The 24848-nt window shown below is 45.5% G+C and carries 18 protein-coding genes and 11 pseudogenes; 10 read left to right on the top strand and 19 right to left on the bottom strand.

Annotated features, from left to right (window positions below; all coding sequences use genetic code 11):
• Positions 1–10 precede the first annotated feature (10 nt).
• The 7 genes and pseudogenes from cobJ to R1Y93_RS08040 all read right to left on the bottom strand — a co-directional run bounded on the left by cobJ (position 11) and on the right by R1Y93_RS08040 (position 6021).
• Positions 11–800, bottom strand: a pseudogene (gene cobJ / locus R1Y93_RS08010) (precorrin-3B C(17)-methyltransferase).
• Between the two features lie 99 nt (positions 801–899).
• A pseudogene (locus R1Y93_RS08015) lies at positions 900–1037 on the bottom strand (cobalamin biosynthesis protein); the annotation flags it as partial.
• Positions 1038–1062: 25 nt separating this feature from the next.
• Positions 1063–1851, bottom strand: coding sequence for a cobalt-precorrin 5A hydrolase (locus R1Y93_RS08020; RefSeq protein ID WP_500822395.1), 789 nt, complete (start codon positions 1849–1851; stop codon positions 1063–1065).
• Positions 1852–1897: 46 nt separating this feature from the next.
• Complete coding sequence (cobM, locus tag R1Y93_RS08025; RefSeq protein ID WP_500822396.1) at positions 1898–2656, bottom strand: precorrin-4 C(11)-methyltransferase; 759 nt, start codon at positions 2654–2656, stop codon at positions 1898–1900.
• 97 nt (positions 2657–2753) lie between these two features.
• Positions 2754–3448: pseudogene (cobI, locus tag R1Y93_RS08030) on the bottom strand (precorrin-2 C(20)-methyltransferase).
• Positions 3445–4608, bottom strand: a complete 1164-nt coding sequence (gene cbiD, locus R1Y93_RS08035; RefSeq protein ID WP_500822398.1) for a cobalt-precorrin-5B (C(1))-methyltransferase CbiD — start codon at positions 4606–4608, stop codon at positions 3445–3447. Before cbiD ends, cobI begins: the two are co-directional and overlap by 4 nt.
• 72 nt (positions 4609–4680) lie before the next feature.
• Positions 4681–6021 carry an MATE family efflux transporter gene (locus R1Y93_RS08040; RefSeq protein WP_500822399.1) on the bottom strand — a complete coding sequence of 447 codons (1341 nt, stop codon included), beginning with the start codon at positions 6019–6021 and terminating at the stop codon, positions 4681–4683.
• 121 nt (positions 6022–6142) lie between these two features.
• On the opposite strand from R1Y93_RS08040, the gene R1Y93_RS08045 reads away from it, so the two are divergent.
• On the top strand, positions 6143–7039 hold the full coding sequence (locus R1Y93_RS08045) for an RluA family pseudouridine synthase (RefSeq protein ID WP_500822401.1): 897 nt from the start codon (positions 6143–6145) through the stop codon (positions 7037–7039).
• Positions 7040–7073: 34 nt separating this feature from the next.
• Here R1Y93_RS08045 and R1Y93_RS08050 read toward each other — a convergent pair whose 3' ends face one another.
• The 3 genes and pseudogenes from R1Y93_RS08050 to coaBC all read right to left on the bottom strand — a co-directional run bounded on the left by R1Y93_RS08050 (position 7074) and on the right by coaBC (position 9803).
• A complete protein-coding gene (locus R1Y93_RS08050) occupies positions 7074–7838 on the bottom strand; it encodes a type III pantothenate kinase (RefSeq protein WP_500822403.1) in 765 nt (254 codons plus the stop codon).
• A gap of 12 nt (positions 7839–7850) precedes the next feature.
• Complete coding sequence (locus tag R1Y93_RS08055) at positions 7851–8507, bottom strand: ECF transporter S component (RefSeq protein ID WP_500822405.1); 657 nt, start codon at positions 8505–8507, stop codon at positions 7851–7853.
• 86 nt (positions 8508–8593) lie between these two features.
• A pseudogene (gene coaBC, locus R1Y93_RS08060) lies at positions 8594–9803 on the bottom strand (bifunctional phosphopantothenoylcysteine decarboxylase/phosphopantothenate--cysteine ligase CoaBC).
• Positions 9804–9978: 175 nt separating this feature from the next.
• On the opposite strand from coaBC, the gene mnmM reads away from it, so the two are divergent.
• Positions 9979–10545 carry a tRNA 5-(aminomethyl)-2-thiouridylate-methyltransferase MnmM gene (gene mnmM / locus R1Y93_RS08065; protein WP_500822406.1) on the top strand — a complete coding sequence of 189 codons (567 nt, stop codon included), beginning with the start codon at positions 9979–9981 and terminating at the stop codon, positions 10543–10545.
• Positions 10546–10564: 19 nt separating this feature from the next.
• On the opposite strand, the gene R1Y93_RS08070 is transcribed toward mnmM, so the two are convergent.
• Positions 10565–11392 (bottom strand): peptidylprolyl isomerase, encoded by an 828-nt coding sequence (locus tag R1Y93_RS08070; RefSeq protein ID WP_500822407.1) that lies wholly within the window; start codon positions 11390–11392, stop codon positions 10565–10567.
• A gap of 166 nt (positions 11393–11558) precedes the next feature.
• A complete protein-coding gene (gene trpS, locus R1Y93_RS08075; protein WP_500822408.1) occupies positions 11559–12563 on the bottom strand; it encodes a tryptophan--tRNA ligase in 1005 nt (334 codons plus the stop codon).
• Between the two features lie 231 nt (positions 12564–12794).
• Between trpS and R1Y93_RS08080 the strand changes: the two genes are divergently transcribed.
• Positions 12795–13274, top strand: a complete 480-nt coding sequence (locus R1Y93_RS08080) for an S-ribosylhomocysteine lyase (protein WP_173726711.1) — start codon at positions 12795–12797, stop codon at positions 13272–13274.
• Between the two features lie 94 nt (positions 13275–13368).
• On the opposite strand, the gene R1Y93_RS08085 is transcribed toward R1Y93_RS08080, so the two are convergent.
• From R1Y93_RS08085 to hydA, 4 genes and pseudogenes are all read right to left on the bottom strand, one after another.
• The gene (locus tag R1Y93_RS08085) at positions 13369–13923 is read right to left on the bottom strand and encodes an SH3 domain-containing protein (protein ID WP_500822410.1); all 555 of its coding nucleotides are present in this window, start codon (positions 13921–13923) and stop codon (positions 13369–13371) included.
• A 133-nt stretch (positions 13924–14056) separates the two neighbouring features.
• Entirely contained in the window at positions 14057–14245 is a 189-nt protein-coding gene (locus R1Y93_RS08090) for an XdhC family protein (RefSeq protein WP_500822411.1), read from the bottom strand.
• The gene (locus tag R1Y93_RS08095; RefSeq protein WP_500822412.1) at positions 14229–15047 is read right to left on the bottom strand and encodes an XdhC family protein; all 819 of its coding nucleotides are present in this window, start codon (positions 15045–15047) and stop codon (positions 14229–14231) included. Before R1Y93_RS08095 ends, R1Y93_RS08090 begins: the two co-directional genes overlap by 17 nt.
• Before the next feature lie 58 nt (positions 15048–15105).
• A pseudogene (gene hydA, locus R1Y93_RS08100) lies at positions 15106–16486 on the bottom strand (dihydropyrimidinase).
• Positions 16487–16833: 347 nt separating this feature from the next.
• On the opposite strand from hydA, the pseudogene R1Y93_RS08105 reads away from it, so the two are divergent.
• Positions 16834–17472, top strand: a pseudogene (locus tag R1Y93_RS08105) (helix-turn-helix transcriptional regulator).
• 53 nt (positions 17473–17525) lie between these two features.
• Here the strand turns inward: R1Y93_RS08105 and R1Y93_RS08110 are convergent.
• The gene (locus tag R1Y93_RS08110; protein ID WP_158421586.1) at positions 17526–17708 is read right to left on the bottom strand and encodes a hypothetical protein; all 183 of its coding nucleotides are present in this window, start codon (positions 17706–17708) and stop codon (positions 17526–17528) included.
• A gap of 75 nt (positions 17709–17783) precedes the next feature.
• Between R1Y93_RS08110 and R1Y93_RS08115 the strand changes: the two genes are divergently transcribed.
• Together R1Y93_RS08115 and R1Y93_RS08120 are read left to right on the top strand one after the other, a co-directional pair.
• Positions 17784–17957, top strand: coding sequence for a hypothetical protein (locus tag R1Y93_RS08115; RefSeq protein WP_500822414.1), 174 nt, complete (start codon positions 17784–17786; stop codon positions 17955–17957).
• Positions 17938–18306 (top strand): hypothetical protein, encoded by a 369-nt coding sequence (locus R1Y93_RS08120; protein ID WP_500822416.1) that lies wholly within the window; start codon positions 17938–17940, stop codon positions 18304–18306. The genes R1Y93_RS08115 and R1Y93_RS08120 overlap by 20 nt, the downstream gene beginning before the upstream one ends.
• On the opposite strand, the gene R1Y93_RS08125 is transcribed toward R1Y93_RS08120, so the two are convergent.
• Together R1Y93_RS08125 and R1Y93_RS08130 are read right to left on the bottom strand one after the other, a co-directional pair.
• The gene (locus R1Y93_RS08125; protein WP_500822417.1) at positions 18303–18614 is read right to left on the bottom strand and encodes a hypothetical protein; all 312 of its coding nucleotides are present in this window, start codon (positions 18612–18614) and stop codon (positions 18303–18305) included. The genes R1Y93_RS08120 and R1Y93_RS08125 overlap by 4 nt on opposite strands.
• A gap of 69 nt (positions 18615–18683) precedes the next feature.
• Positions 18684–19576, bottom strand: a pseudogene (locus tag R1Y93_RS08130) (DUF1015 domain-containing protein).
• A gap of 203 nt (positions 19577–19779) precedes the next feature.
• On the opposite strand from R1Y93_RS08130, the pseudogene dpaL reads away from it, so the two are divergent.
• From dpaL to arcC, 4 pseudogenes are all read left to right on the top strand, one after another.
• Positions 19780–21019: pseudogene (dpaL, locus tag R1Y93_RS08135) on the top strand (diaminopropionate ammonia-lyase).
• Between the two features lie 55 nt (positions 21020–21074).
• Positions 21075–22387 (top strand): annotated as a pseudogene (locus R1Y93_RS08140) (YgeY family selenium metabolism-linked hydrolase).
• Between the two features lie 94 nt (positions 22388–22481).
• Positions 22482–23725 (top strand): annotated as a pseudogene (gene ygeW, locus R1Y93_RS08145) (knotted carbamoyltransferase YgeW).
• Positions 23701–24653: pseudogene (gene arcC, locus R1Y93_RS08150) on the top strand (carbamate kinase). The pseudogenes ygeW and arcC overlap by 25 nt, the downstream one beginning before the upstream one ends.
• Positions 24654–24848: the final 195 nt, after the last annotated feature.

Below are 24848 nucleotides of genomic sequence, written 5' to 3' on the forward strand. Positions count from 1 at the left end.
CCTGCAAAGCTCATATCCTTCTGTTGTACCTGCAAACACAAGAACCTTTGCTGCATTCATCTTTATATCCTCTTGGAGTTACCATTTTGCCGTTTATCACCTTTGTCTGAGAATTGCCGAGATAATACAGTGGTAAACATGTCCACCTTTGTATCACGCAGTTCTTTTAATGTGATGACCCTGGAACTTTCCCCTTCTCTTGCAATATTCGACACGATCCCACACACTGTATCCGGAGGATGCTGTATGTCGGTGCATCAGGTCACATGCCTTCTGAAGATAATCATGTCGCTTATGGCTGGATGGATTATAAAGACAGATCACAAAGTCCGCCTGGGATGCGCCAAGAAGCCTTGCCTGGATCTTTTCCCAGGGAGTAGAGAAGGTCGCTTAAGCTGATCAGGCAGAGATCATGGATCAAAGGTGCTCCAAGCACAGGAAGCTTCCTCCAATGGCAGCAGTGACCCCGGGAATGATCTCAATCTCCACATCCGGGTATCTTTCGCTGATCTCATAGATCAATCCTGCCCATACCATATACTCCTGCATCTCCACTGCAGATCATAGACACAGTCTGTCCTTTTTTTGCTTCCTCAAAAGCCATCACACACCGGTCCACTTCTTTTCTCATCGGTGTTGTCAGAAAGGCTTTATCACTGAAATGCTCTTTTACAAGATCGATATATACTGTATATCCAACGATCACATCACTTTGTTCAAGGGCTGCCACTGCTGCCCGGTCAGTTCCTGAGTATGCACCAGGTCCAGATGCCTACCACATAGATTTTCTGTTTACTCAAAACGAATCCTCCGGTTTCCGGCTGCCAAAGCTGCTGTGACACGCCACCTGCCGCCTGCTTTTTTTCTATGAGTACCCCTTCTTCCCCACTTGCAAGAAGGGCGCTTCTCTCACATACATTGTCTACCCCTACCTGGGCTTTTACAAAAGATGAGGACGTAAAATCTCCCTGCACAGCCTGCAGTTCCTCACTTGTATATACCTGGAAGGGAATCTTCCACTGCTCTGCTAATACCACAAGGCCTGGCTCTTCTTTTTTTATATCAATACTTGCCAGGGTCTTTACCCCTTCTTTGAAGAATTCCGGCCTTTTTTAGGATCTCATTTGCCGCCTGAAGCACAGCTTCAGACTCTTTTCCCTTTCTGCAGCCCATGCCTAAAGCCACGGTTTTGGGTACTACAAAAACGGTTTCCTCAAAAGGAGTATGCTCCTTGTAAATAGTTACACTGATTCCCAAACGCAGTCCTTTTTTCTTTGCTTCCTGTCTGTCTTTACAATAGACCAGTCCGTCCGGAAGACTTCCTTCCCATGGGAAATCGCTGAAAAACCCTGCTTTTTCCCCTGCAAGAAGAGCTGCTGATACTTCTTTTGCCCCCTTCATATTGAGGATCCCACAATCATTTTTCTTTGCAAAAACATCTACAGCAAAACACTTATGAAGGTCTGTGGCAGTAGTTACTACCGGCATGGCATCCAGTATTTTTGCTGCTGATTCAGCCAGTTCATTGGCCCCTCCCAGATGACCTGAAAGCAGGGAAATCACAAATCTGCCGCATTCATCCACGACCAGAACTGCAGGATCTGTTTTTTTGGATGCTACAAAAGGCGCAATACTGCGTACTGCAATCCCACAGGCACCAATAAAAATCACTGCCTGCGAATCCCCAAACCTGTCACCGGTCCACTGACTACAGGACTCCTTTATTGAATCCGGCAGGTATTTGCTTTTCTCCCACAGTTGTACACTGTGTCCCAGCTTTTCCAGGCCTTCTTTTAGCCGAAGCCCTGTACTTTCTCCTGTCAGGCTGTAGCATATCATGGCTATTTTCATTTCTTATCACCTGGACGTCTCTCTTTTTCGCTGATTATCTCACTGATCATCTAGTTGCTTCTCTGAATTCTGTTGTAAATCCTGGATCATACAGCTTGGAACGGTCATACTTTGCCCCCTTTACTGCATCTCCGATGATCATCAAGGCTGTCTTTGTAATATTATTTTCTTTTGCAGTCTGTGCCAGGGTTCCAACCGTACAAATGAATTTTTTCTCATCCGGCCAGGTTGCCTTGTATACAATGGCTGCAGGTGTTTCGGCTTCATATCCTCCCTCGATCAGACGGCGGCTTAATTCTTCCAGCATTCCTGTACTTAAAAAGATAACCATAGTTGCATGATGAGCAGCAAAAGACTGAATGCTCTCTCTTGCGGGAACAGGTGTCCTTCCCTCCATTCTGGTAATGATCACGCTTTGTGATATCTCCGGAAGTGTGTATTCCAGGTTCAGGGCACTGGCTGCTCCACAAAATGCACTGACCCCGGGACAGTAGTCATAAGCGATCTTCTTTTCATCCAGAATATCCATCTGTTCACGGATAGCTCCATAGATGCAAGGGTCTCCTGTATGCAGTCGGACCGTTGTTTTCCCTGCTGCTTCTGCCTTTTCTATCACAGAGATCACATCCTCCAGTGTCATTTTGGCACTGTTATAAATGGTGCACACATCCTTTGTATAGTCCAAAATCTGCGGATTTACAAGTGATCCTGCATAGATCACCACATCTGCCTCTTCCAGATACTGTTTTCCTCTTACCGTGATCAGATCCGCTGCTCCTGAACCTGCTCCAACAAAATGTACCATAGATCAGTCCTCCTTTTACGCGTTTATCTTTATGATGTGTTAGCTTTATATGATTGCTTTATGTGTTTGCTTTATGTATTAGCTATATATGTTTACTTTATGTGTTTGGTTTATCTTTTACAATGATAAGCGAATAATAGCCCGGATCATCCGGAATCTTTTCCACACTGTCAAAGATCTGCTCGTCTTCCATACCACAGTTACGGATCATCACCGCTTCTTCCCCCAGCTCCTGGATCTGCTGCCTGACTTCTTTCATCTTATGGCCTGCCTTCATCAGCACCTTTGTTCCCGGAAGCTTTAACCCCTCCCGGATCTGATAGGAGGCCGGAAGCACATGCAGCTGCTGGCTTGTTTCTACCAGACCTGTGTTCAGCCTGGCACTGACTGCACAGAATGAAGGGATACCGCTTATGATCTGTGTGTCATATCCCCTGATCTGTCAGGATCCTATGCACATAAAGATAAGTGGAATAAACAGTAGGATCTCCCAAAGTCAGAAAAGCCACCTTTTTCCCCTGCTCCAGAAGTGTTCCAAGAAGCTGTGCCCCTTTTTCATGATTTTCTTTCAGCTGCTTTTGGTCCTTTGTCATTGGCATAGGCACAGCAAGCAGTTCTTTTTCCCTGATTCCTTCCCATGCACCGTAAACGATCCGGTAGGCAATGCTTTGCTCCGGGATTTCTCCAGGCACTGCCACCACATCTGCCTCTTTTATAATTCTAAGGGCTTTTAATGTAAGCAGTTCCGGGTCTCCCAGGTCCTACTCCTACCCCATATAATTTTCCTGTCATAATTCTCCTTTATGCTCCTTTTGAATCTTCCGGATCAGACAGGGAGCATCTTCTGTCATTCCCAGATAGCCATAAACATTAGAAAATACCACTGCTCCCAGAAGGATCTGATCATAAGAGCGGTGATTCAGATAAAACTGGATCCGCTTCATCACCTGCTCCATTGCAGGCTTTAAGATTCCGTTCTGTTCCAGGATCTGTAATGCCTCATCTGTAGTATTGCATTCCAGGATCTTACGGGCACACTCCAGATCTGCGCCTGCACGGATCCCATTGGCTGCCAGTACCTCCATCCTTCCGTCTGCATTATGGGAATGGGTATTCATGATCCCTGCTGCCACCTTTACAAACTTCCCAATATGGGCCACAAAAAGAATACCTTTTGCCCCCATATCAATGGCCATATCAATGGTTTCCCCAACATAATTACTGCATTTTATATTTTTTTCAAAGGGCAGGTCCATATGATTTTTCAAATATTCTGCCCCATAATTTCCAGGGGTTATAAGAAGATATTCCTCTCCCTGGGTAAAATGCTGTCTCATTTCCACACGAATGCTTTCGATCAGGGCTTTCTCACTCATAGGCTCCACAATCCCACTGGTACCTAAAATGGAAATCCCCCCCTCTATGCCAAGCCTTGGATTAAATGTTTTCTGGGCAGTCTTTTCTCCCTCAGGTACAGAAATAATGATCTTAAGGCCGCCTTCATAATCCCCTTCCTGGGCAGCCTCTTCTGCTTCTTTTTTGATCATCGCCCGGGGCACAGGATTAATGGCGGCTTCTCCTATTTGCTGGGATAATCCAGGCTTTGTCACCCGTCCTACACCGATTCCCCCATCGATAAGGATTCCCGGAGTACTTGTTTTTTCTGCAGAGGCATACACAAGAAGCCCGCTGGTAGTATCCGGATCGTCTCCTCCATCCTTTCGGATTGCACAGGATACCTTGTCTTTGTCAATACAAATATCCTCAGGTATCAGAGAAAGCCGGATCCCTTTTGGCGTCATGATTGATACCTCTTCCACCTTTTTCCCGGACAGAAGCATCTTTACTGCAGCCTTTGAAGCCGCAGCTGCACAGGAACCTGTGGTATATCCGAAACGCATTTTCTTTTGTCCCTTAATGACGTAATAATCTTCCAGACCTGTTTTATGCATGCCTTTTCCTTTCCTGTGATTTTATTCCTTTTTTAAAGACGGTATTCAGGCTGTACGCACTGATCTGATGACTTACACAACCTTATGTCTCAGCCATTTACGGCTGTGGAAACGCCAAATAAAGACGATGCCGCGGATGGTCCAGTCTGTAAACATTCCAAACCATACAGCCAGTGGTCCCATACCCATAACACGGATCAGAAATACGCATAAACAGAACCGGAACACCCACATGCTTACACAGGAGGTGATCATAGAAAAACGCACATCACCGGCAGCACGCATCCCATATGCCGGGATAAAGGATACCACCCATACAAGAGGCTTGACCACTGTGATCCAGGCCATCATCTGAAAGCACATCCTTGCACTTTCCGGCTCCATACCGCCAAGCATGGTGATAGGCTTTGTAAGGGCAAAGACCAGAAGGCAGCATCCTATGATGATCATCTCAGCCACACAGCTCAGCTTCTTCACATAATAAACAGCCTCGTCTTCCCTGCCTGCCCCGATACACTCTCCTACAATGGTCATCAGCCCGATTCCTACTCCCATAGCAGCCGTACCATTTAGCATTTCCAGATTGTTAGTCATTGCCTGGGCTGCGATAGCTGTTGTGCCAAGCGTGGAAACCGTAGACTGTATGGCAAGCTTTCCAAGCTGAAACATACTATTCTCAATCCCGGAAGGAATCCCAAGCCCAAGGATCCTGCCGATCAGTTTACGATCCGGACGGATCTTCAGATAATCCCTGACTACAATAGGCTGTCTGTCCTTCCTTAACTGCCACAGTACCACTACTGCACAGAAGATCCTGGAAACCAGAGTTGCAATGGCAGCTCCGGCCACACCCATATGAAATCCCCAGATCAGGATCGCATTACCAACAATATTCATCACATTGGAGATTACTGAAATGATCAGTGGCCCTTTTGTATTCTCCTGTGCCCTGAAAATAGATGCACCAGAGTCATACAGTGCAATAAAAGGATAGGAAGCTGCTGAAAACAGGAAGTAAACAGAAGATGCTTCCATAACATCTGCATCTACTTTTCCAAAGATAAAATGAAGCAGAGGATCTTTAAAAAGAAGGCACAAAATCGTAACTGCTGCCGAAATGGACAGTATGATGAATAATACCTGTCTGGCTGATTTATTTGCCCTTTCATAATTACGCTGTCCCATATACTGGGCACAGATAATGGTTCCTCCTGCTGCAAGTGCAGAGAATGCCTGGATCAACAGCACATTAATGGAATCCACAAGGGAAACTGCTGAAATAGCTGCAGATCCTACATTACTCACCATCATGGTATCAGCCGTACCCATAAAGGAATTCAACAGCTGTTCCAGAATGACCGGTACCAGAATGCTTTTTAACATTTTATTTGAAAAAAGATGTTTCTGCTCCATATATACTCCCTTTCCCTCTAATGAAGCTTTGTATTGACTGCCTTTTATCCTGAAGTCTTGTTATTTCTTTCTGAAAATGCTATGATTTTGTAATTGAAAAATCACTTAGAAAGGTAACCTTATGTGTCGTACCCTTACGTATTCTGTTACAGACAAAGATGCAGGCGTAGAGATCCTTGATTTCCTGCGAAGCCATGGCTTTTCACGCCATCTTCTGTCCTCAATGAAAAATGACCCCGGCTGCATCCGGCTGAATGAAGACCGGGGCTATGGTCATACCCAGTTAAAAGAAGGGGATATACTTACCATCCTCCTTCGGGAAATGGATCCTCCATCCCGGATCCCTCCTGTAAAAATGGATCTGCAGATCCTTTTTGAGGATCAGGACCTGCTTGTCTTAAATAAACCTGCAGATATGCCTGTTCATCCATCTGCAGGCAATTATGAAAATACTCTGGCTAACGGGGTTTCTTATTATTTTGATTCCAAAGAGCAGCCTTTTGTATACCGTTGTATCAACCGTCTGGACCGTGACACTTCCGGAGTCCTTGTGCTTGCCAAAAATGCTCTCAGTGCAGCTGTACTGTCCCAGCAGATGAAAGCCAGAAAGATCAAAAGGACTTATCTTGCCATTGTCACAGGGATCACACCCGAACATGGCACCATAGATGCTCCCATTGCCCGTGAAAACGGATCTGCCATTACCAGAATTGTTGACTTCCAAAATGGAGAAAAGGCGGTAACGCACTATGAGCGCCTCGCTGTCCATGCGAAGCGCTCACTTCTTGCTCTCCGACTGGACACAGGCCGGACACATCAGATCCGGGTCCACATGAAATATCTGGGCTTCCCTCTGCCTGGAGATTACTTATACAATCCGGATTACCGGATCATCCACAGACAGCCGCTCCACTCCTATCAGCTGGAATTCACCCATCCTGTTACCGGTATTCCCCTTTTATTTACAGCACCTGTTCCACAGGACTTTGCGTCTGCCTTTGCAAAGAAACTGCCATGACCAATGATATAATCCCCGGACCCTGCCGGAGGGATCATTTATTCTTTTCATAAATGATCAAAAGACCCTTCAAAAGAAGATCCTCATCCAGAACGATCTTCTTTTTGCAATAAGGAACTATCTTTTTGGCAAGGCCGCCGGTTGCCACTACAAAGGGTTCCTTCCCAAGTTCCTCTCCGATCCGATCCACGATCCCGTCCAAAGCAGCGGCATTGCTGTAGATCACACCGCTTTTCATACACTCAATGGTATTTTTCCCAATGATTCTTCTGGGTGCGTCAATACTGATACCGCTAAGCTGGGATGCCCGTGCAGTGAGGGCATCCAGGGAAATGTTGATTCCCGGGAAGATCATGCCCCCTACATAATGCTTCTTCTCATCCACAACGCTTACTGTACTGGCAGTACCCATATCGATAATGGCCAGAGGCAGCGGATATTCTGCAATCCCTGCCACAGCATTTGCCACCAGGTCTGCCCCAAGTGAGCCAGGGTTATCCATCATAATATTCAGTCCTGTTTTCACTCCAGGGCCTAATACCATCACTTCTTTTTTCAGGATCTTTTCAGCAGCCAGCTTCACTGCATTGGTGATCTGAGGCACAACAGAAGAAATAATGCATCCTTCAATGTCATTCTTCTTAATGTGGTAAATGTCCAGAAGTGTTTTAATGTCAACTGCATATTCCAATTCTGTTTTTGTTCTTACTGTAGAAAGCCGTTCAATAAAATAGGTCTTCTCCTTATCAATACAGCCGGCTACAATATTTGTGTTGCCAATATCGATTGCAAAAATCATGTTTCCTCCCGGTTACAGCCTTACGGCATCTCTTTTTACTGCTTCTGTGCCCTCAGTTGCTGTGCCGGGGAGCAGTCTTGCCTTGTAAAGTGCAGCACCTACCATTCCGGTGATCACAGTAGAAGAGATCATCTCACATACAGCATTAATTCCAACAAATGAGCAAATAAACACAATCACATTCTGGCCGCCCATCAGTCCCTGTATATACTCACTGCTGCCAAAAAGAACAACCAGCATTGTCATGAAAAACAGAGTATTGAGAAATGCGGAAAAGAATCCTGTTACAGAGCATGAAAGGTAAACATTCTTGGATTTCTTACGGGTTCCTCTGAAAATATAACCAAGAAGAAGACCATCCAGGAATCTTGGTACAAATCTCTGGATAATAGCCAGTGCAGGATTGATGGCAAAAAGTGTAGCACCCATGGCACTGGAGCCGCCAACGCCTATACACTGCAGACAGCTGGTAATACCAAACACTGCCCCTGCAATAGCTCCGCCTGCAGGCCCAAGTACAATGGCACTGATGGCTACCGGAATCACATTAAAGGTGATGGCAAGCGGGCCGATATTCAGATACCCAAGGGGCGTGTAGGCCATAAGAAGCAGGATGGCGATCATCAGGCCAAGCATAGTGATTTGTGATGTTTTCAGTTGATTTTTCATTTTGTCCTCCTTGTTATCGTTCCCTTTTTCGGGATACAATACGGTGCTGGATCTGCGGATATTATGTATTTGTCCGCATCCTTTGGTTAATCAGTTACCTCCTGGCTCATAATCTCCAGGATCTTATCCAGGATCTTTCCGGCTGCATCCTCCTTGCTCATCAGCGGGAGTGATACTTCCTCATCCTGTGTAATCAGAGTCAGCACATTGGTATCTCCCTGGAATCCGGCTCCTGCCACCTTTACATTATTGGCAGCTACCATATCCAGGTTCTTCTTCTTTAGCTTGGCTCTGGAATTACTGAGCATATCGCGGGTTTCCATAGAAAATCCGCACAAAAACTGCCCGGGTGCCTTATGCTCACCCAGGTATTTCAAAATATCCCTTGTTCTTTTTAGTGGAATGGACATCTGGTCATCCTGTTTCTTGATCTTGTCCTCACTTACTGTAGCAGGGCAATAATCAGCTACTGCTGCTGCCTTGATGATGATATGCTGGCTGTCACTGATGCTGGTCACCGCCTCATACATATCCTGGGCAGTTACAACAGGGATCAGCTTTACAAAAGCCGGAGGCTTAATGGCAACCTGGGCCGCTGACCAGAGTTACCTCTGCACCCCTTAGCATAGCAGCCTTTGCAATGGCATATCCCATCTTGCCGGAAGAATGGTTCGTAATATAACGTACCGGGTCAATGGGCTCCTGGGTAGGTCCTGCTGTTACCAGAACCTTCTTCCCTTCCAGATCCTTTACAGCACCGATCTCCTGTAAAATATAAGAAAGAAGCGTCTCAGGCTCCGGCATCTTGCCTGCCCCTGTATCCCCACATGCCAGATATCCTACTGCAGGATCGATCACAGTGTATCCATACCCTGCAAGAATCTTTAAATTATCCTGCACAATGGGATTCTCAAACATATTGGTATTCATTGCAGGGGAAATAAATTTCCTGCATCTGCACGCCAAAATCGTAGTGGTAAGCATATCATCTGCAATGCCATGGGCCAGCTTGCCGATCACATTCGCACTTGCCGGTGCGATCATCACCACATCAGCTTTCTTGGCAACAGATACATGCTCCACAGAAAACTGAAAATTCCTGTCAAAGGTATCCACAAGACATTTATTTCCTGTAAGTGTCTCAAAAGTAATGGGATTTATAAAATTGCATGCATTCTTTGTCATAAGCACATGTACATCTGCATGAAGCTTTACCAGCGCACTGGCAAGATATGCGATTTTGTATGCAGCGATGCTGCCTGTCACTCCCAGAAGCACAGTTTTGTCTTTTAACATGGAAATAAATCGTCCTCCTCTGTGAATTTTTGACATCCTGGTGTTACTGTTCACAGGTAATATCCTGGTTTATTATACGGCAGGGATTAATGGATTGCAATGGAATTTTTTTTACCCATTTGGTAAAATAGAAAAGAAAGATCAGCGAAACCGTATTGAGAAAGGAATGATCACCATGAAAAATATACCCATCACCGGCTGGTGCAGCCGTTTTATAGAAGAGCAGGTACAGGAAGGAGACCTGTGCATAGATGCCACTGCTGGAAACGGTTCAGATACCCTTCTTCTTTCCAGGCTTTGCGGCAGTACAGGCCAGGTACTTGCCTTTGATATCCAAAAGGATGCCCTGGATCACACAAAAGAAAAGCTTTTGAAAGAAAGTCCCTTTCAGAACTGGAAATGCATTCTGGATTCCCATTCTAACATGGAAGCATATGCATCCCCGGAAACAGTCAGCTGCATTGTATTTAACTTCGGCTATCTTCCAGGCGGGGATCATACCATATCTACAGGGATAAAAACAAGTATGCCCGCTCTTTCTTCTTCGCTGAAGCTTCTGAAAAAAGGCGGGCTTTTGTCTCTTTGTATCTACAGCGGGGGAGATACAGGCTTTGAAGAGCATGATGCTGTCCTTAGCTGGCTGAAAAGCCTTGATCCCCACTGTTATCTTGTTATCAAAAGTGAATTTTATAACAGGCCCAATCATCCGCCGGTTCCTGTGCTGGTGATCAGGCTGAAATAAACGGACTAGACCCGGAAGATCAGTCCAGAACCTTGATATACTCGATCACAGGCTGCTGGTCTGCCGGGATGGTGCCATTGTCGTCTGTAGGCTTGGCATCCTTGCAGATGGCATCTACCACATCCATACCAGAGGTAACTTCTCCGAATGCTGCATAATCTCCGTCCAGGAAGGTGCTGTCTGTCTGCACAATAAAGAACTGTGAGCTGGCACTATCCGGATCACTGCTCCTTGCCATAGAGATCACGCCTCTCTTATGGGAGATGTTATTCTCTACCTTGTTGTTCTTGAACTCCCCTTTAATGGTCTGATCAGAACCGCCGGTACCATTGCCAAGAGGATCTCCTCCCTGGATCATAAAGCCGTCCATGATCCTGTGAAAGGTAAGTCCATCATAAAAATCCTCCTGTACAAGCTTAATAAAATTAGTCACTGTAATAGGTGCTGTATCTGCATCCAGCTGTACATCGATGGTACCATAATCCTTTACCTTGATCTCCACATCATGAGTACCGGTAAGGGACTTGCTTACATCCAGTGTAACTGCATCCTCTGAAGATCCAGCATCTGCAGCCTCCTCCGGCTCCTGGGATGGTTCTTCTGAAGCATCCTCTGCATCCTCTACAGGCTGTCCGCTCTGTCCTTCCTCCTGACTGCCCTCCTGTACGCCTTCTGCATCAGATCCATCAGAAATACCAGCCTCCTCTGCATCCTTTTCTGTTCCCTGCTGCTCTTCAGACGCAGTCTTTGCGGTTTCCTGATTATCTGTGTCTTTGTTTCCACACCCTGTGAACATGCAGGCTGAAAGCACTGCTGCACAAAGCACTGCAAGATACTTACGTTTCATATTCATTATGCCTCCCAGATTACTTTTTACATAACTGTTCTTTTACAGTTACCTTTTCTCATTATACTGACTGTTTCCCTGTTTACAATTCTTTTCACAAAAATTTCAAACTTTTGGCAAAAGCCTGAAAGCCGGACAGTCCCGGGTATCAAACCCTTAATCTCATTTATCGGATTCGGTCTGGAAAGCCTACTTTTCTCTGAACCTTACGCAGAGTCTTTGTTGCATAGTAGTTTGCCTTTTCTGTATTTTCCTTGATAACAGAATCAATATATGCCTTATCCTTTGAAAGTCTGGCAAACTCATCCTGAAGCGGTTTCAGCACACTGACAACAGCTTCTCCAACTGCAGGCTTGAAGTCTCCATATCCCTTACCCTGGAATTCTTTCACGGTTTCATCCGGTGTTTTGCCTGTGCATGCACTATAAATATCGATCAGATTCTTGATTCCCGGCTGCTCATCCCTGTACTGGATACATCCTTCGGAGTCTGTAACTGCACGTTTGCACTTTCTCATAATAGTATCCGGATCATCCATCAGATAAATGCTTCCATTTGGGTTCTCATCGGATTTGGACATCTTTTTGGAAGGATCCTGAAGACTCATGATCTTTGCACCTACCTTGCCGATATACGCTTCCGGAATTGTAAATACATCGCCGTAAATATTATTAAAACGCTCTGCAATGTTTCTTGTAAGCTCAAGATGCTGCATCTGGTCAATCCCCACCGGAACCACATCTGCCTGATACAGAAGAATATCTGCTGCCATCAGTACCGGATAAGTAAAAAGTCCGCTGTTAATATTATCCGCATGTTTGGCTGCTTTGTCCTTAAACTGAGTCATCCGGTTCAATTCTCCCATATAGGTAAAGCAGTCCAGGATCCATGCCAGCTCTGCATGACCGGACACGTGAGACTGATAGTAGATGCAGTTTTTCTTTGGATCCAGTCCTGCTGCAATATAAAGGGTGAGCAGATTCCTGGCTCTTTTACGGAGCACTGCCGGATCCTGGCGTATAGTAATAGAGTGCATATCTACCACACTGTAAAAGCATTCATATTCATCACATAAAGTCACCCAATTCTTCAGGGCGCCCAGATAATTACCCAAAGTAAGATTTCCTGTTGCCTGCATGCCGCTGAACAGCACTTTATTTCCATCGATCATAATGATTTCTCCTTCTTTTTTCATTCTTAGTCAGTTTAGCATTCTGTCACATTAAAGTCAATGTTGCAGTTACTTTTTATCTGTCGCTTACATCTACAGCTGATTTTTACCCGGCCTTTTATCTGCCTTCTGTTTTCATATTGCAAAACTGTTTTTTTCTGTTAAAATTAAAAAAGACAGTTACAGCCTGTTATCATTTAATATCATTTAAATCGAAAGAGAGGATCTGACATGGAAAAAATAACCAGTTTTACCATAGACCACATCAAATTGCAGCCTGGAGTGTATGTATCCAGGAAAGACAAAGCAGGTGACAGCGTGATCACCACCTTTGATATCCGTATGACTTCCCCTAATGAAGAGCCTGTAATGAACACTGCAGAGCTTCATACCATCGAGCACCTGGCTGCCACTTTTTTAAGGAACCATCCTGTATTTGGTCCTAAGATGATCTACTGGGGCCCTATGGGCTGCCGCACCGGCAATTACCTTCTTTTAAATGGAGACTATGAATCCAGGGATATTGTTCCCCTTATGATCGAAACCTTTGAATTTATCCGCGATTTTGAAGGAGAAGTACCTGGCGCTTCAGCCAGGGACTGCGGCAACTATCTGGATATGAATCTTGGCATGGCCAAATATCTGGCCAAGAAATATCTGGAGCAGGTACTTTACGATATCCGCCCGGATCGTCTGGTTTATCCGGAATAATCCGTATAATCATGATTACACAAAAAACAGCACGGTCATCAAATGGCTGTGCTGTTCTTTTCTTAATATTATATTATTCTTGTAATGCTCTGTCTTACTGCTGCACTGTACCATCTGATACAGCTGCATCTGCCTGTGTGCCATCACTTACAGCCGCATTAGGATCTACAGCTGCATTAGGATCTGCTGCTGCATTAGGATCTGCTGCTGCATTAGGATCTGCTGCTGCATTAGGATCTGCTGCCACTGCAGTTACATAATCTCCGGAAGCATATAAGGTCTGTCCATTATAGTTCACTTCGATCCATCCATTGTCACATACACCAGTGCTGGTAAGCTGAACCCCTGCGCCAACTCCTGTAACAAGCTCTGCATCTGTGCTTGCGTCTGCACGAAGGTTCACTTCTGTATTGGTAGTATATACACCATCCTGCTTGGTAACATTAACACCGCTTGCTGTCTGTACAATCACCGGCTCCGGGGTAGGTGTGACTTCTGGGGTAGGTGTCACCTCTGGAGTAGGTGTAGGCTCCGGAGTAGGTGTGATCTCCACAACTGTTACGGTTGAACCTGCTCCATCATCAAACCCACATCCTGGAAGCACCATAGCCGCTCCCAGTACAAGCAATGCCAATAATGTTTTTTTCATAATATATTTCCTCCTGACTCAGCTGCATGAATGCGCTGATTATTCACATATTAGTTATTAAAATTGTGTTACAACTAATATACATGATTATTTCAGAATATGCAACCCATTTTCCCAAAAGATTCTTAGAGTATCATATCCTTTCAAACAGCACATCCACCCGACCGCCGCAGATCATTCCAAGATTTCCCTGTTCTGCATTGGACAGATTGTAGGATACACATTCAGGAGAAACAACCTGTGTGCAATGCCTGATTGCCTCATACTCTACCCTGCCGCCTCCAATGCTGCCCCAGGTCTTTCCATCATCCCCAACCAGCATTTTGCTTCCCACTCCTCTGGGTGATGAGCCCGATTTGCTTATGATGGTAACCATTTACACCTGTTTGGCCGGCTTCCACCGCATGCTGTACTTCCTCATCACAATATGCTATATAATGCTGGTTTTTCACCTTTACGATCTCCGCCATAATACTTACCGCGATCTCTGCCGGCATCTGACCTCCAAGGGGCAGGCCGATGGGTGCATGGACTGACTCCAGCTGTTCCCTGGTATAGCCTTCCTTTTCCAGATTCTCCATAGTGATCCGTACCTTAGTCCTGCTTCCGATCATACCAAGATAGGTATAGGGCCGACCCAGGATCTGTCGAACACAGATCCCGTCACCCACATGGCCTCTTGTAACGATCACATAATAAGCATTTGCATATGCCGGGATCCTTGCAGACAGTTCTTCAAAAGGAGCCGGTACCAGAACATCAGCATCGGGAAACCTGTCTTTTGTAAGAAATTCCTCTCTTTCATCCATAACAGTAACATGGAATCCTAGCATCTTACCTATCTTTGCAGTAGGACAGGATACATGGCCTGCTCCAAGAAGGATCAGCCTTGGATTCTTCATGTAGATTTCCACAAAAACAGATACTCCATAGATCTGCTTGATTCCGGTTTCCTCTATTTGGTCTAATGCCGCTTCATAAGGGCGCCAGTCAAACCCGGGATCCTTCCCCTGCCATCCAATGTCCGTCCTGTAAGCCTTCTGTCCCTGATGCTCTCCATCCAGGATCAAGACTGTTTTCAGTTTTCCCTGTTTTTCAAGTATATGGTATATTTTTCTGTACATTTCCTGTTCCTCCGGCTATATATGTTATGAAAATCTGCTGTTATGCCAGCGAAACCCTTTAAAACTGAAAGCTGTTTTTATCCCTGTGGATATAAGTTCCCTGTTTTTCCCTGATCAGCCTGCCTCCTGATACGCATAAGGTTCCTCTAAGGAAAACACTGTCAATATCGCCATGAAGTGCAAAGCCTTCAAATGGGGTATTGTCTGTATTGCAAGCATGTGTCTTTGCCGAAATCCTGCTTTCTTTTTCCGGGTCAAATATTACAATATCTGCATCGCTTCCCGGTGCAAGCACACCTTTTCTTGGGTATACACCATAAAGCTTTGCAGGATTTTCACATAACAGGCTGCACATCTGCTCCTGGCTGATCCTTCCTTCCCCGTACTCCATAGGTGTACAGCAGGCTTCCTCTTGTCTGTATTCCCGGAAGCCCTCCTGGGATCTTTGTAAAATCATCCTTTCCAAGAGCCCTCTGCTCCAAGGTAAAGCTGCAATGATCTGTGGCAACTGTCTGGATCTGTCCGTTTGCCAGTGCCTTCCATAAGCATTCCTGATCTTCTTTTTTTCGAAGAGGAGGGGCACATACATATCTGGCTCCTTCAAAATCCGGCAGCGAATACTTACTATCATCCAACAGCAGATAATGTGGACAGGTTTCTGCATATACGATCTGTCCTCTTGCCCTGGCTGCCATAACTTCCTGATAAGCCTTCCGATTTGTAAGATGAACGATCATAATCGGTGCCCCGGCAGCCTCTGCGATTACCAGCAGACGGTGCACAGCTTCTGCCTCCATAGTATCCGGCCGCACCAGCGGATGATTCTCAGGTCCCAGTCTGCCTGCTGCCTTTGCTTCCCGGGACAGTGCATCGATCACCTCTGCATTCTCGCAGTGTACTCCTGCAAAGCATCCTTCTTTGTTTAATTTCTTAATGATTTTGTAAATATCCCCATCCCCTACCATCATTGCCGGATAGGTCATATACAGCTTAAAGCTGGTGATCCCGGCATCGATCATATCCTGGATCTCTTTTTCTGTTTCTTCATTCCATTCCACGATAGACATATGGAATGAATAATCACAGGAGCATTTACCGTCTGCCTTTTTGTGCCATTTTTCCAGACCTTCTTTTAATGTATGGCCGCCTTTATCCTGTGACGCATAATCCACCACCATGGTGGTTCCTCCAAGGAGTGCCGCTTTTGTACCAGTCTCAAAATCATCCGCTGTAACAGTCCCCGCCACTTCCAAGTCAAGATGGGTATGTCCGTCAATAAATCCGGGGAACAAAAGCTTTCCTGTTACATCTATAACGTTTGCCCCATCTTCTGAAAGCTTCTCCCCAACAGCAAGGATCTTCTCGCCGTCTGTCAGTACATCTGCTTTTATTGACTTTTCTCCTGACACAACCGTTCCGTTCTTAAGTAAATATCTCATGGTGATACCTCCTTATCATTTAGTTGTTTATGATTCCACTGTCCCGGGGACTGGCCCCATTATGAACATGTTGCCCTAAGGTCTCATGTCTGTTTGCTTCAATATAGCACTTTTGTACAGATTATTCCATACATATCCTTAAATTTTACAATTTTTTTTAGCTTTCCACATTTTTTTTTGTGAAAATCCTTTTTATTTTTTTGCGCCTGTGCTATACTATGATTACAGTGTAAAAAGGTCATACTCCCACCTGTGCTTGCACAAGGGTGGACAAATGGCCATTTGCCAGGGCAGCCGTGAAGGCACCAAGCAGTTACTATTATTTTATAGAAAGGGAGGCAGCTTTTATGGGACGTCTGACTGTCTTAAAACAAATCGCCCAGGATCTGGCTTCAGAATTCGGGTCTGATTGTGAGGTTGTGATCCATGACCTGAAAACCAAGGATCCTGAACACTCTATTGTTTATATCGTAAACGGACATGTTACAGGACGCAGCATTGGGGACGGGCCTTCAGATGCAGTGTTTGATGTGATCCGCAACCGTAACCGCAAAGGCAGCAGCGAGCCTTCTTGGCCACTCCGGTTATCTGATGAAGACCAGTGACGGCAAGATTCTGAAATGCAGCACATCTTATATCCGTGATGATGATGGATCCCTCCATTACGTATTTGGGATCAATTATGATGTCACCAAGCTTACCATGATCGAGAATGCACTCCACGCACTGATCACCCCGCAGAATAAGGAAGAAAAGCCCAAACAGATCTCTCACAATGTGAATGATCTGCTGGACCGCCTGATCGAGGAGTCTGTAGCACTTGTAGGAAAGCCAGTGGCATTGATGAATAAGGATGACAAAGTAAAAGCCATCCAGTTCCTGAATGATTCGGGGCATTTCTCATTACAAAATCCGGGGATAAGGTAGCCAATTATTTCGGTATTTCCAAATATACTCTTTACAGCTATATTGATGTAAATAAATAAGTAACGATTCCCACATACTTTCCAAAGAAAAGGCCTGCGGCCTGGAAGAGATTTCACTTTTCTTCCAGAGCGCAGGCTTCTTTATAAATTTCACAGGCACCGCTGTTTACGCATCTTTTATAAGCGCAGTCCATAAATGTCAGTTTTTTCTTTCCATCTGTGATCTCATATTCACAGCATACCGTATTGCTTCCATTCATGGTTCTGCAAAATCCTGAAATAAATTCCTCTTCCACTTCTCTCCCCTCCTTGAAATCCCCTGCCAAAACAGCTATACTGTAATCATAAAAATAACCTGTAAGGAGGCCATTATGAATCAGGAAATGTACGAAGAAGCAGTCCGCTCTAATGTATTATCCAGACAGCTGATCGAAGAACTTCTCAACAGCCTGGACTATACCGGTATCTCATTCATCAATTCAACCATTGAAGTACTAAAAGTACTCCGAACCCGCCTGGAACGTGGTGACAGGATCACAAGATGAAGTATCCGGGATCACATATACCATGGACAGCTTTTATAAATTTGTAAAAGACCATTTTTCTTCTTATATCCTGAGCCAGGTTTTTGATGACCCGGCCCAAGCAGAAAAAGTCTATTTTTCACTGGAGACCTGCGATGGAGGCTATAATCTGGTCATGGCAGACTCCTCTCACAACAAGACTTATGAGTGGATCTCCTCCTTAAGTGAGCGGTTCTCACTGGTGCATATGATCTCCACAGGGATCGTATACCTGAAGGATGTTAAGACCAATACATACCAGCCTTTCATCTCCGGCAACGGCAAATACTGCCGCTATGATAAAGAATCCGGACATTTGGTAGAGCTTTAATCTTTCAGCTTGTGGATAAAGATCCCGCTGCGAAGCTTTGGCTCAAACCAGGTAGACTTGGGCGGCATCAGCTTACCCTCATCAGCGATCTGCATCAGATCCTCAACAGAGGTGGGATACATGGCAAATGCAATCCCACCTTCTTCTTTTGCCAGTTCTCCCAGCTGTTTCAGGCTTCGATTGCCTCCTACAAAGCGTATCCTTGGATCCCGCCTTTCATCTTTGATCCCCAGGACAGGTGCCAGCACTTTGTCATGAAGGATCTGCACATCCAGCTGTCCCACAATATCCTTCTTTTTCATATACATCCGGCCATGCCTTCAAATGGAACCACTGTCCCGCCTATATAAAGGCCGATGCAATGCTTCTCTACAGGCTTACATGGAAATCCGGGCATAGCCACCAATTTCAAAATTAAACTTCAGGCTTGCAAGGAAAGCCTGTTCTGTCAGACCATTCAGGTCCTTTACGATCCTGTTGTAAGGAAGGATGGTAAGCTGGTCAAAGGGGAAAACAACAGAAAGGAAAAAGTTAAATTCTTCCTCTCCTGTATCAGTCTGGATGCTCCCTGTCTTCTCTTCTGTCCTACCTTCACAGCAGATGCAGCCCTGTGATGGCCATCTGCAATATAAAAAGCAGGGATATCTCCAAACTCCTGTGAAATCTTCCGGATGGTATCCTCATCATCAATCACCCACACTCTGTGGATCACTTCATCCTCTGCCGTAAAATCATAAACTGCCTTGTGGGACTCTTTCCATTGCTCCATCAGAGAGAAAGAAGACTGCTGTGTATATCTGCAGGCAAGATCAATAGGGCCTGTATTGGCATCACACACATCTACGTGGCGGATACGGTCCAGTTCCTTGTCTTCCCTTGTAAGCTCATGCTTTTTCACTACACCATTCATGTAATCGTCAATGGAAGCACAGCCTGCAATCCCAGTCTGGGTCCTGCCTTTACGGACAAGTTCATAAATATAATAGCAGGGAACCGGATCCTGGATCATAGTTCCTGTTTCTTCCATTTTTTCCAGGTTTTCTTTTGCCTTCTGATAAACAGAAGGGTCATACAGATCTACTTCCGGCGGCAGGTCCATCTCAGCCCTGTCCACATGCAGAAAAGAATCCGGATTTGCTTCTCCTATCGCCCTGGCTTCTTCACGGTTCACCACATCATACGGAAGTGCAGCCACCTTCGCCGCCTTCTCCGGTACAGGACGAAGGGCACGAAAAGCCCTTAATATGGCCATAATAATCTCTCCTCTCATCTCTAAGTACAGTTATTTGAAGAATAATTTACCCAAAAACACCAGTTTATTTTACCACAATTTCCACTCCTTGACAACGAGCCTAATTTTTTTTTGAAATGCCTAAATATTTTTGCATATTTCTATTGTAAATTATTTATTTTATGATATTATAGAAATAAGAAATTAGAAATTTTAAAAATATCAAGGGAGGTTGTTTTCATATGACAGAAGGATTAAAATGGACTGTGAACCAGGTGCCCAGATCTTCTGATCCCTACCTGGATCTTATGTCCGAGGAAAACGTAGAAAAAGCCAACGAATTCCACAAAAGCTTTCCCCAGTATTCTGTAACACCCCTGCAGAAGCTTTCTGCCCTGGCCAGTTTTTTGGGCGTAAACAATATTTTCTGCAAGGATGAGTCCTACCGTTTCGGGCTGAATGCTTTTAAAGTGCTGGGCGGATCCTATGCAATGGGCCGTTATATTGCAAAAGAACTTGGGAAGGATATCAGCCAGCTGCCTTACAATGTTCTCTCTTCTGAAGAACTTGGTAAAGAATTCGAGACAGGCTTACTTTCTTTACCGCTACAGATGGCAACCATGGACGCGGCGTTCGCATCGGGCAGCACACCGTCTGGGACAGAAGGCCGTTGTACGGATGCCGAAAGGTACAACCAAGACCCGTTTTGACAATATTGCAAAAGAAGGCGCAGAAGTTACTATTGAAGAAGTAAATTATGATGACTGTGTAAGGATGGCAGCTGCGGAAGCAGCCAAAACCCCTCATGGGATCATTGTCCAGGATACTGCCTGGGACGGCTATGAAGAGATTCCTTCCTGGATCATGCAGGGATATGGCACTCTGGTTCTGGAAGCAGATCGTCAGATGGAAGAAGCCGGTGTACGTCCTACTCACGTATTTGTTCAGGCAGGCGTAGGCTCCCTTGCAGGTGCTGTAGTAGGTTATTTTGCAAACAGATATAAAGAAAATCCTCCCATCATGGTGGTGTGTGAGGCAGGCGCAGCTGATTGCCTTTACCGCTCTGCCTGTGCGAAGACTGGTGATCTGGCAAATGTAACCGGAGACCTTGCCACTATCATGGCCTGGCAGGACTTGCCTGCGGCGAGGGCAATACCATCGGATGGGATATCCTTAAGAACCATGTTTCCGTATTTGCATCATGTTCCAGAACTGGATGAGTGCAAAGGCTACCAGGATCTATGCCAACCCGCTTGGAGACGATCCTAAGGTTATTTCCGGTGAATCCGGCTCTGTACCGCTTGGCCTTGTTTACACTGCACTTCATGATGCAGATGCAGCAGACCTTAAAGAAGCCCTTCACCTGGATGCGGATTCCAACATCCTTGTGATCTCCACAGAGGGAGACACAAGACCCAGGTACGCTACCGTGAGATCGTATGGGACGGTCTTTATGGCACATCCCAGTCTCTCAGTAAATAAAAATAATCAAAAATCTTCATTTATTTAATATTATACATATACAGGAGGAAGAAAAATGGATTACAGTCAAATCAATGCAGCAGCAGAAGGCTACAGAAGCAGACATGACCAGATTCTTACGGGATCTTGTAAAAATCCCTGGAGAAAGCTGTGGTGAAAAAGGCCATATTATGCGGATCAAAGAAGAAATGGAGAAGCTTGGCTTTGACAAAGTTCAGATCGATCCTATGGGCAATATCCTTGGTTTCATGGGAAGCGGCCAGACTCTCATCGGTTTTGACGCTCATATCGATACAGTAGGTATTGGTAACAGAGATAACTGGGAATTTGATCCATACGAAGGCTACGAGACAGACTCTGAGATCGGCGGCCGTGGAACTTCTGACCAGATGGGCGGTATTGTTTCTGCTGTTTATGGCGCAAAGATCATGAAAGATCTTGGTCTTTTAAATGACAAATTTCAGGTTGTAGTTACCGGTACTGTACAGGAGGAAGATTGTGACGGTCTTTGCTGGCAGTATATCATCCATGAGGACAAGGTTCGTCCGGAGTTTGTTGTATCTACAGAGCCTACAGACGGCGGTATTTATCGTGGGCAGCGTGGACGTATGGAGATCCGTGTAGATGTAAAAGGTATCTCCTGCCATGGCTCTGCTCCTGAGCGTGGAGATAATGCTATTTATAAGATGGCTGATATCCTTCAGGATATACGTGCCCTCAACGAAAATGATGCAGCTGATGAAACCCAGATCAAAGGCCTGGTTAAAATGCTGGATGAGAAATACAATCCGGAATGGGAAGAAGCACGCTTCCTTGGAAGAGGTACTGTTACCACTTCTGAGATCTTCTTTACTTCCCCAAGCCGCTGTGCAGTTGCAGATTCCTGTTCTGTATCCCTTGACCGCCGTATGACCGCAGGCGAAACCTGGGAAAGCTGCCTGGATGAGATCCGTGCCCTTCCTTCCGTAAAGAAATACGGAGACGATGTAAAGGTTTCCATGTACGAATATTCCCGTCCTTCCTGGACAGAGCTTGTATATCCTATTGAATGCGACTTCCCTACCTGGGTCATTCCCAAGGATCATAAGGTTTACAAAAGCACTTGAGGATGCATATAAGGGACTGTATGGTGAAGAACGTCAGGGCAATGATGTAACATCCCAGCTTCGTAAATCCCGTCCTCTTACCGACAAGTGGACCTTCTCCACAAATGGTGTAACCATTATGGGACGTAATAATATCCCATGCATCGGCTTCGGACCTGGTGCAGAGGCACAGGCACATGCTCCAAATGAAAGGACATGGAAAGACGACCTTGTAAGATGTGCAGCTGTATATGCAGCACTTCCAGGCAATTACTGCAAATAATTATTTTTCCGCAATCAGGGCCGGGATCCGCACCTGTGCGTCCCGGCTGTATACCAGATAATCCATCATAAAACATACAAGGAGAATGATAACCATGAAAACATTACAGGATTATATTGACAAACTGAACAGCCTTAATTTTAAAGAAATGTACAACAACGATTTCTTCTGGACATGGGATAAGACCGATGATGAGCTGGAAGCTGTTTTCACTGTTGCTGATGCACTTCGCTTTATGAGAGAGCATAATATTTCCACCAAAGTATTTGAAAGCGGTCTTGGCATTTCCATTTTCCGTGATAATTCTACACGTACCCGTTTTTCCTTTGCTTCTGCCTGCAACCTGTTAGGCCTTGAAGTACAGGATCTGGATGAAAAGAAATCTCAGTATCGCTCCACGGCGAGACTGTTCGTGAAACAGCAAACATGGTTTCCTTCATGGCTGATGTGATCGGTATCCGTGATGATATGTATATCGGCAAAGGCCATGCTTACCAGAAAGAATTTATGGATTCTGTTACAGAGGGTAATAAGGACGGTATCCTGGAGCAGCGTCCTACTCTTGTAAACCTTCAGTGTGATGTAGACCATCCTACCCGAGTGCATGGCAGATATGCTGCATATCATCCATGAATTTGGCGGTGTTGAGAACCTGAAGGGCAAAAAGATCGCTATGTCCTGGGCATACTCTCCTTCTTATGGCAAACCACTTTCTGTTCCTCAGGGTGTGATCGGACTTATGACACGTTTCGGAATGGATGTTGTTCTTGCTCATCCGGACGGATATGATGTAATGCCAGAGGTTGAAGAGATCGCACGTAAGAATGCACAGGCTTCCGGCGGTTCCTTCACAAAGACCAACAGCATGGAAGAAGCATTCAAAGATGCTGATATTGTTTATCCAGCTGGGCTCCGTTTGCAGCTATGGAGAAGCGTACCAACCTTTATGCTGAAGGTGATTTCGATGGCATTGACAAACTGGAAAAAGAGCTGCTTGCTCAGAATGCAGAGCATAAAGACTGGGCATGCACAGAAGAGCTTATGAAAACCACAAGGAACGGAAAAGCTCTTTACCTTCACTGCCTGCCTGCAGATATCACAGGCGTAAGCTGTGAAACCGGTGAGGTTGATGCAAGTGTATTTGACCGCTACAGAATCCCGCTTTACAAAGAAGCAAGCTTTAAACCTTATGTTATTGCCGCTATGATCATGCTGTCTAAATTTGAGAATCCTCAGGACATCCTGAAAAAACTGGAAGTGAAAGCAGCTCCCAGGACTATGCAAATCACCCCATTGGGGAGTGGGAGGTTTTTATGTATCAGAGAAAACGAATCGTGATCGCTCTTGGCGGCAATGCACTGGGAAATACCCTTCCAGAACAGATGATTGCTGTAAAAACAACTGCCAGGGCTCTCTGTGATCTTATTGAAGAAGGACATCAGGTGGTGGTTGTCCACGGAAACGGTCCGCAGGTAAGGACATGATCAATAATGCTATGTCTGCCCTTTCCAGAGAAGATGATACCCAGCCTAACACGCCTCTTTCCGTATGTGTTGCTATGAGCCAGGCCTATATTGGCTACTATCTCCAAAACGCACTCAGGGAAGAATTGCGGAAGCGTGGTTTTATGCGCACTCCTGTAGTAACAGTCGTCACCCAGGTCAGGGTAGATCCGGATGACCCTGCTTTTGCCAATCCCACAAAGCCGATTGGCAAATTCCTTACCAAAGAAGAAGCTGAATACCAGGCAAAAGCCTATGGCCACATCATGCGCGAGGATGCAGGCCGTGGCTACCGGCGTGTGAGAAGATCACCAAAGCCTGCAGATTTTTGTTTGAGACGGGACGACGAGTTCACAGCCCTGTGGATGCAAATAAGATTGTGATCTGCTGCGGTGGTGGCGGAATCCCTGTGATCCTGAAGGATCATCATCTGAAAAGGCGCATCCGCAGTGATCGACAAGGACTTTGCCAGCTGTCTTCTTGCCAAGCAGCTGGATGCAGATATGCTGATCATCCTTACAGCAGTTGAAAAGGTAGCCATTCATTTTGGCACACCGGATCAGAAATGGCTGGATGACCTTACAGTATCCCAGGCTCGCAAGTACGTAAAAGAAGGCCAGTTTGCTGCCGGCTCCATGCTTCCCAAGGTAGAAGCAGCCATTGATTTTGCAGGCTCCGGTTCCGGACGTACAGCACTGATCACATTGCTTGAGAAGGCAAAAGAAGGGATCCAGGGGAAAACAGGAACCCTGATCCACCTGTAAAACGACCTGGCATCTTATCGAAATGAAACAGACTGCCTGGTATCACATCATCATGGCTTTGAACGTTCACATAATCAAAAAGGAGTTATCCTAATGAGGAGAAGGTGCTTGCACTTCCGCTCCCATTTCGGATAACTCCTTTTGTTTTTCTCTTAATGATCTGCCGGACAATTCTGATGAATAATCAATGTCCAG

The organism is Blautia sp. HA3515 (assembly GCF_059933065.1).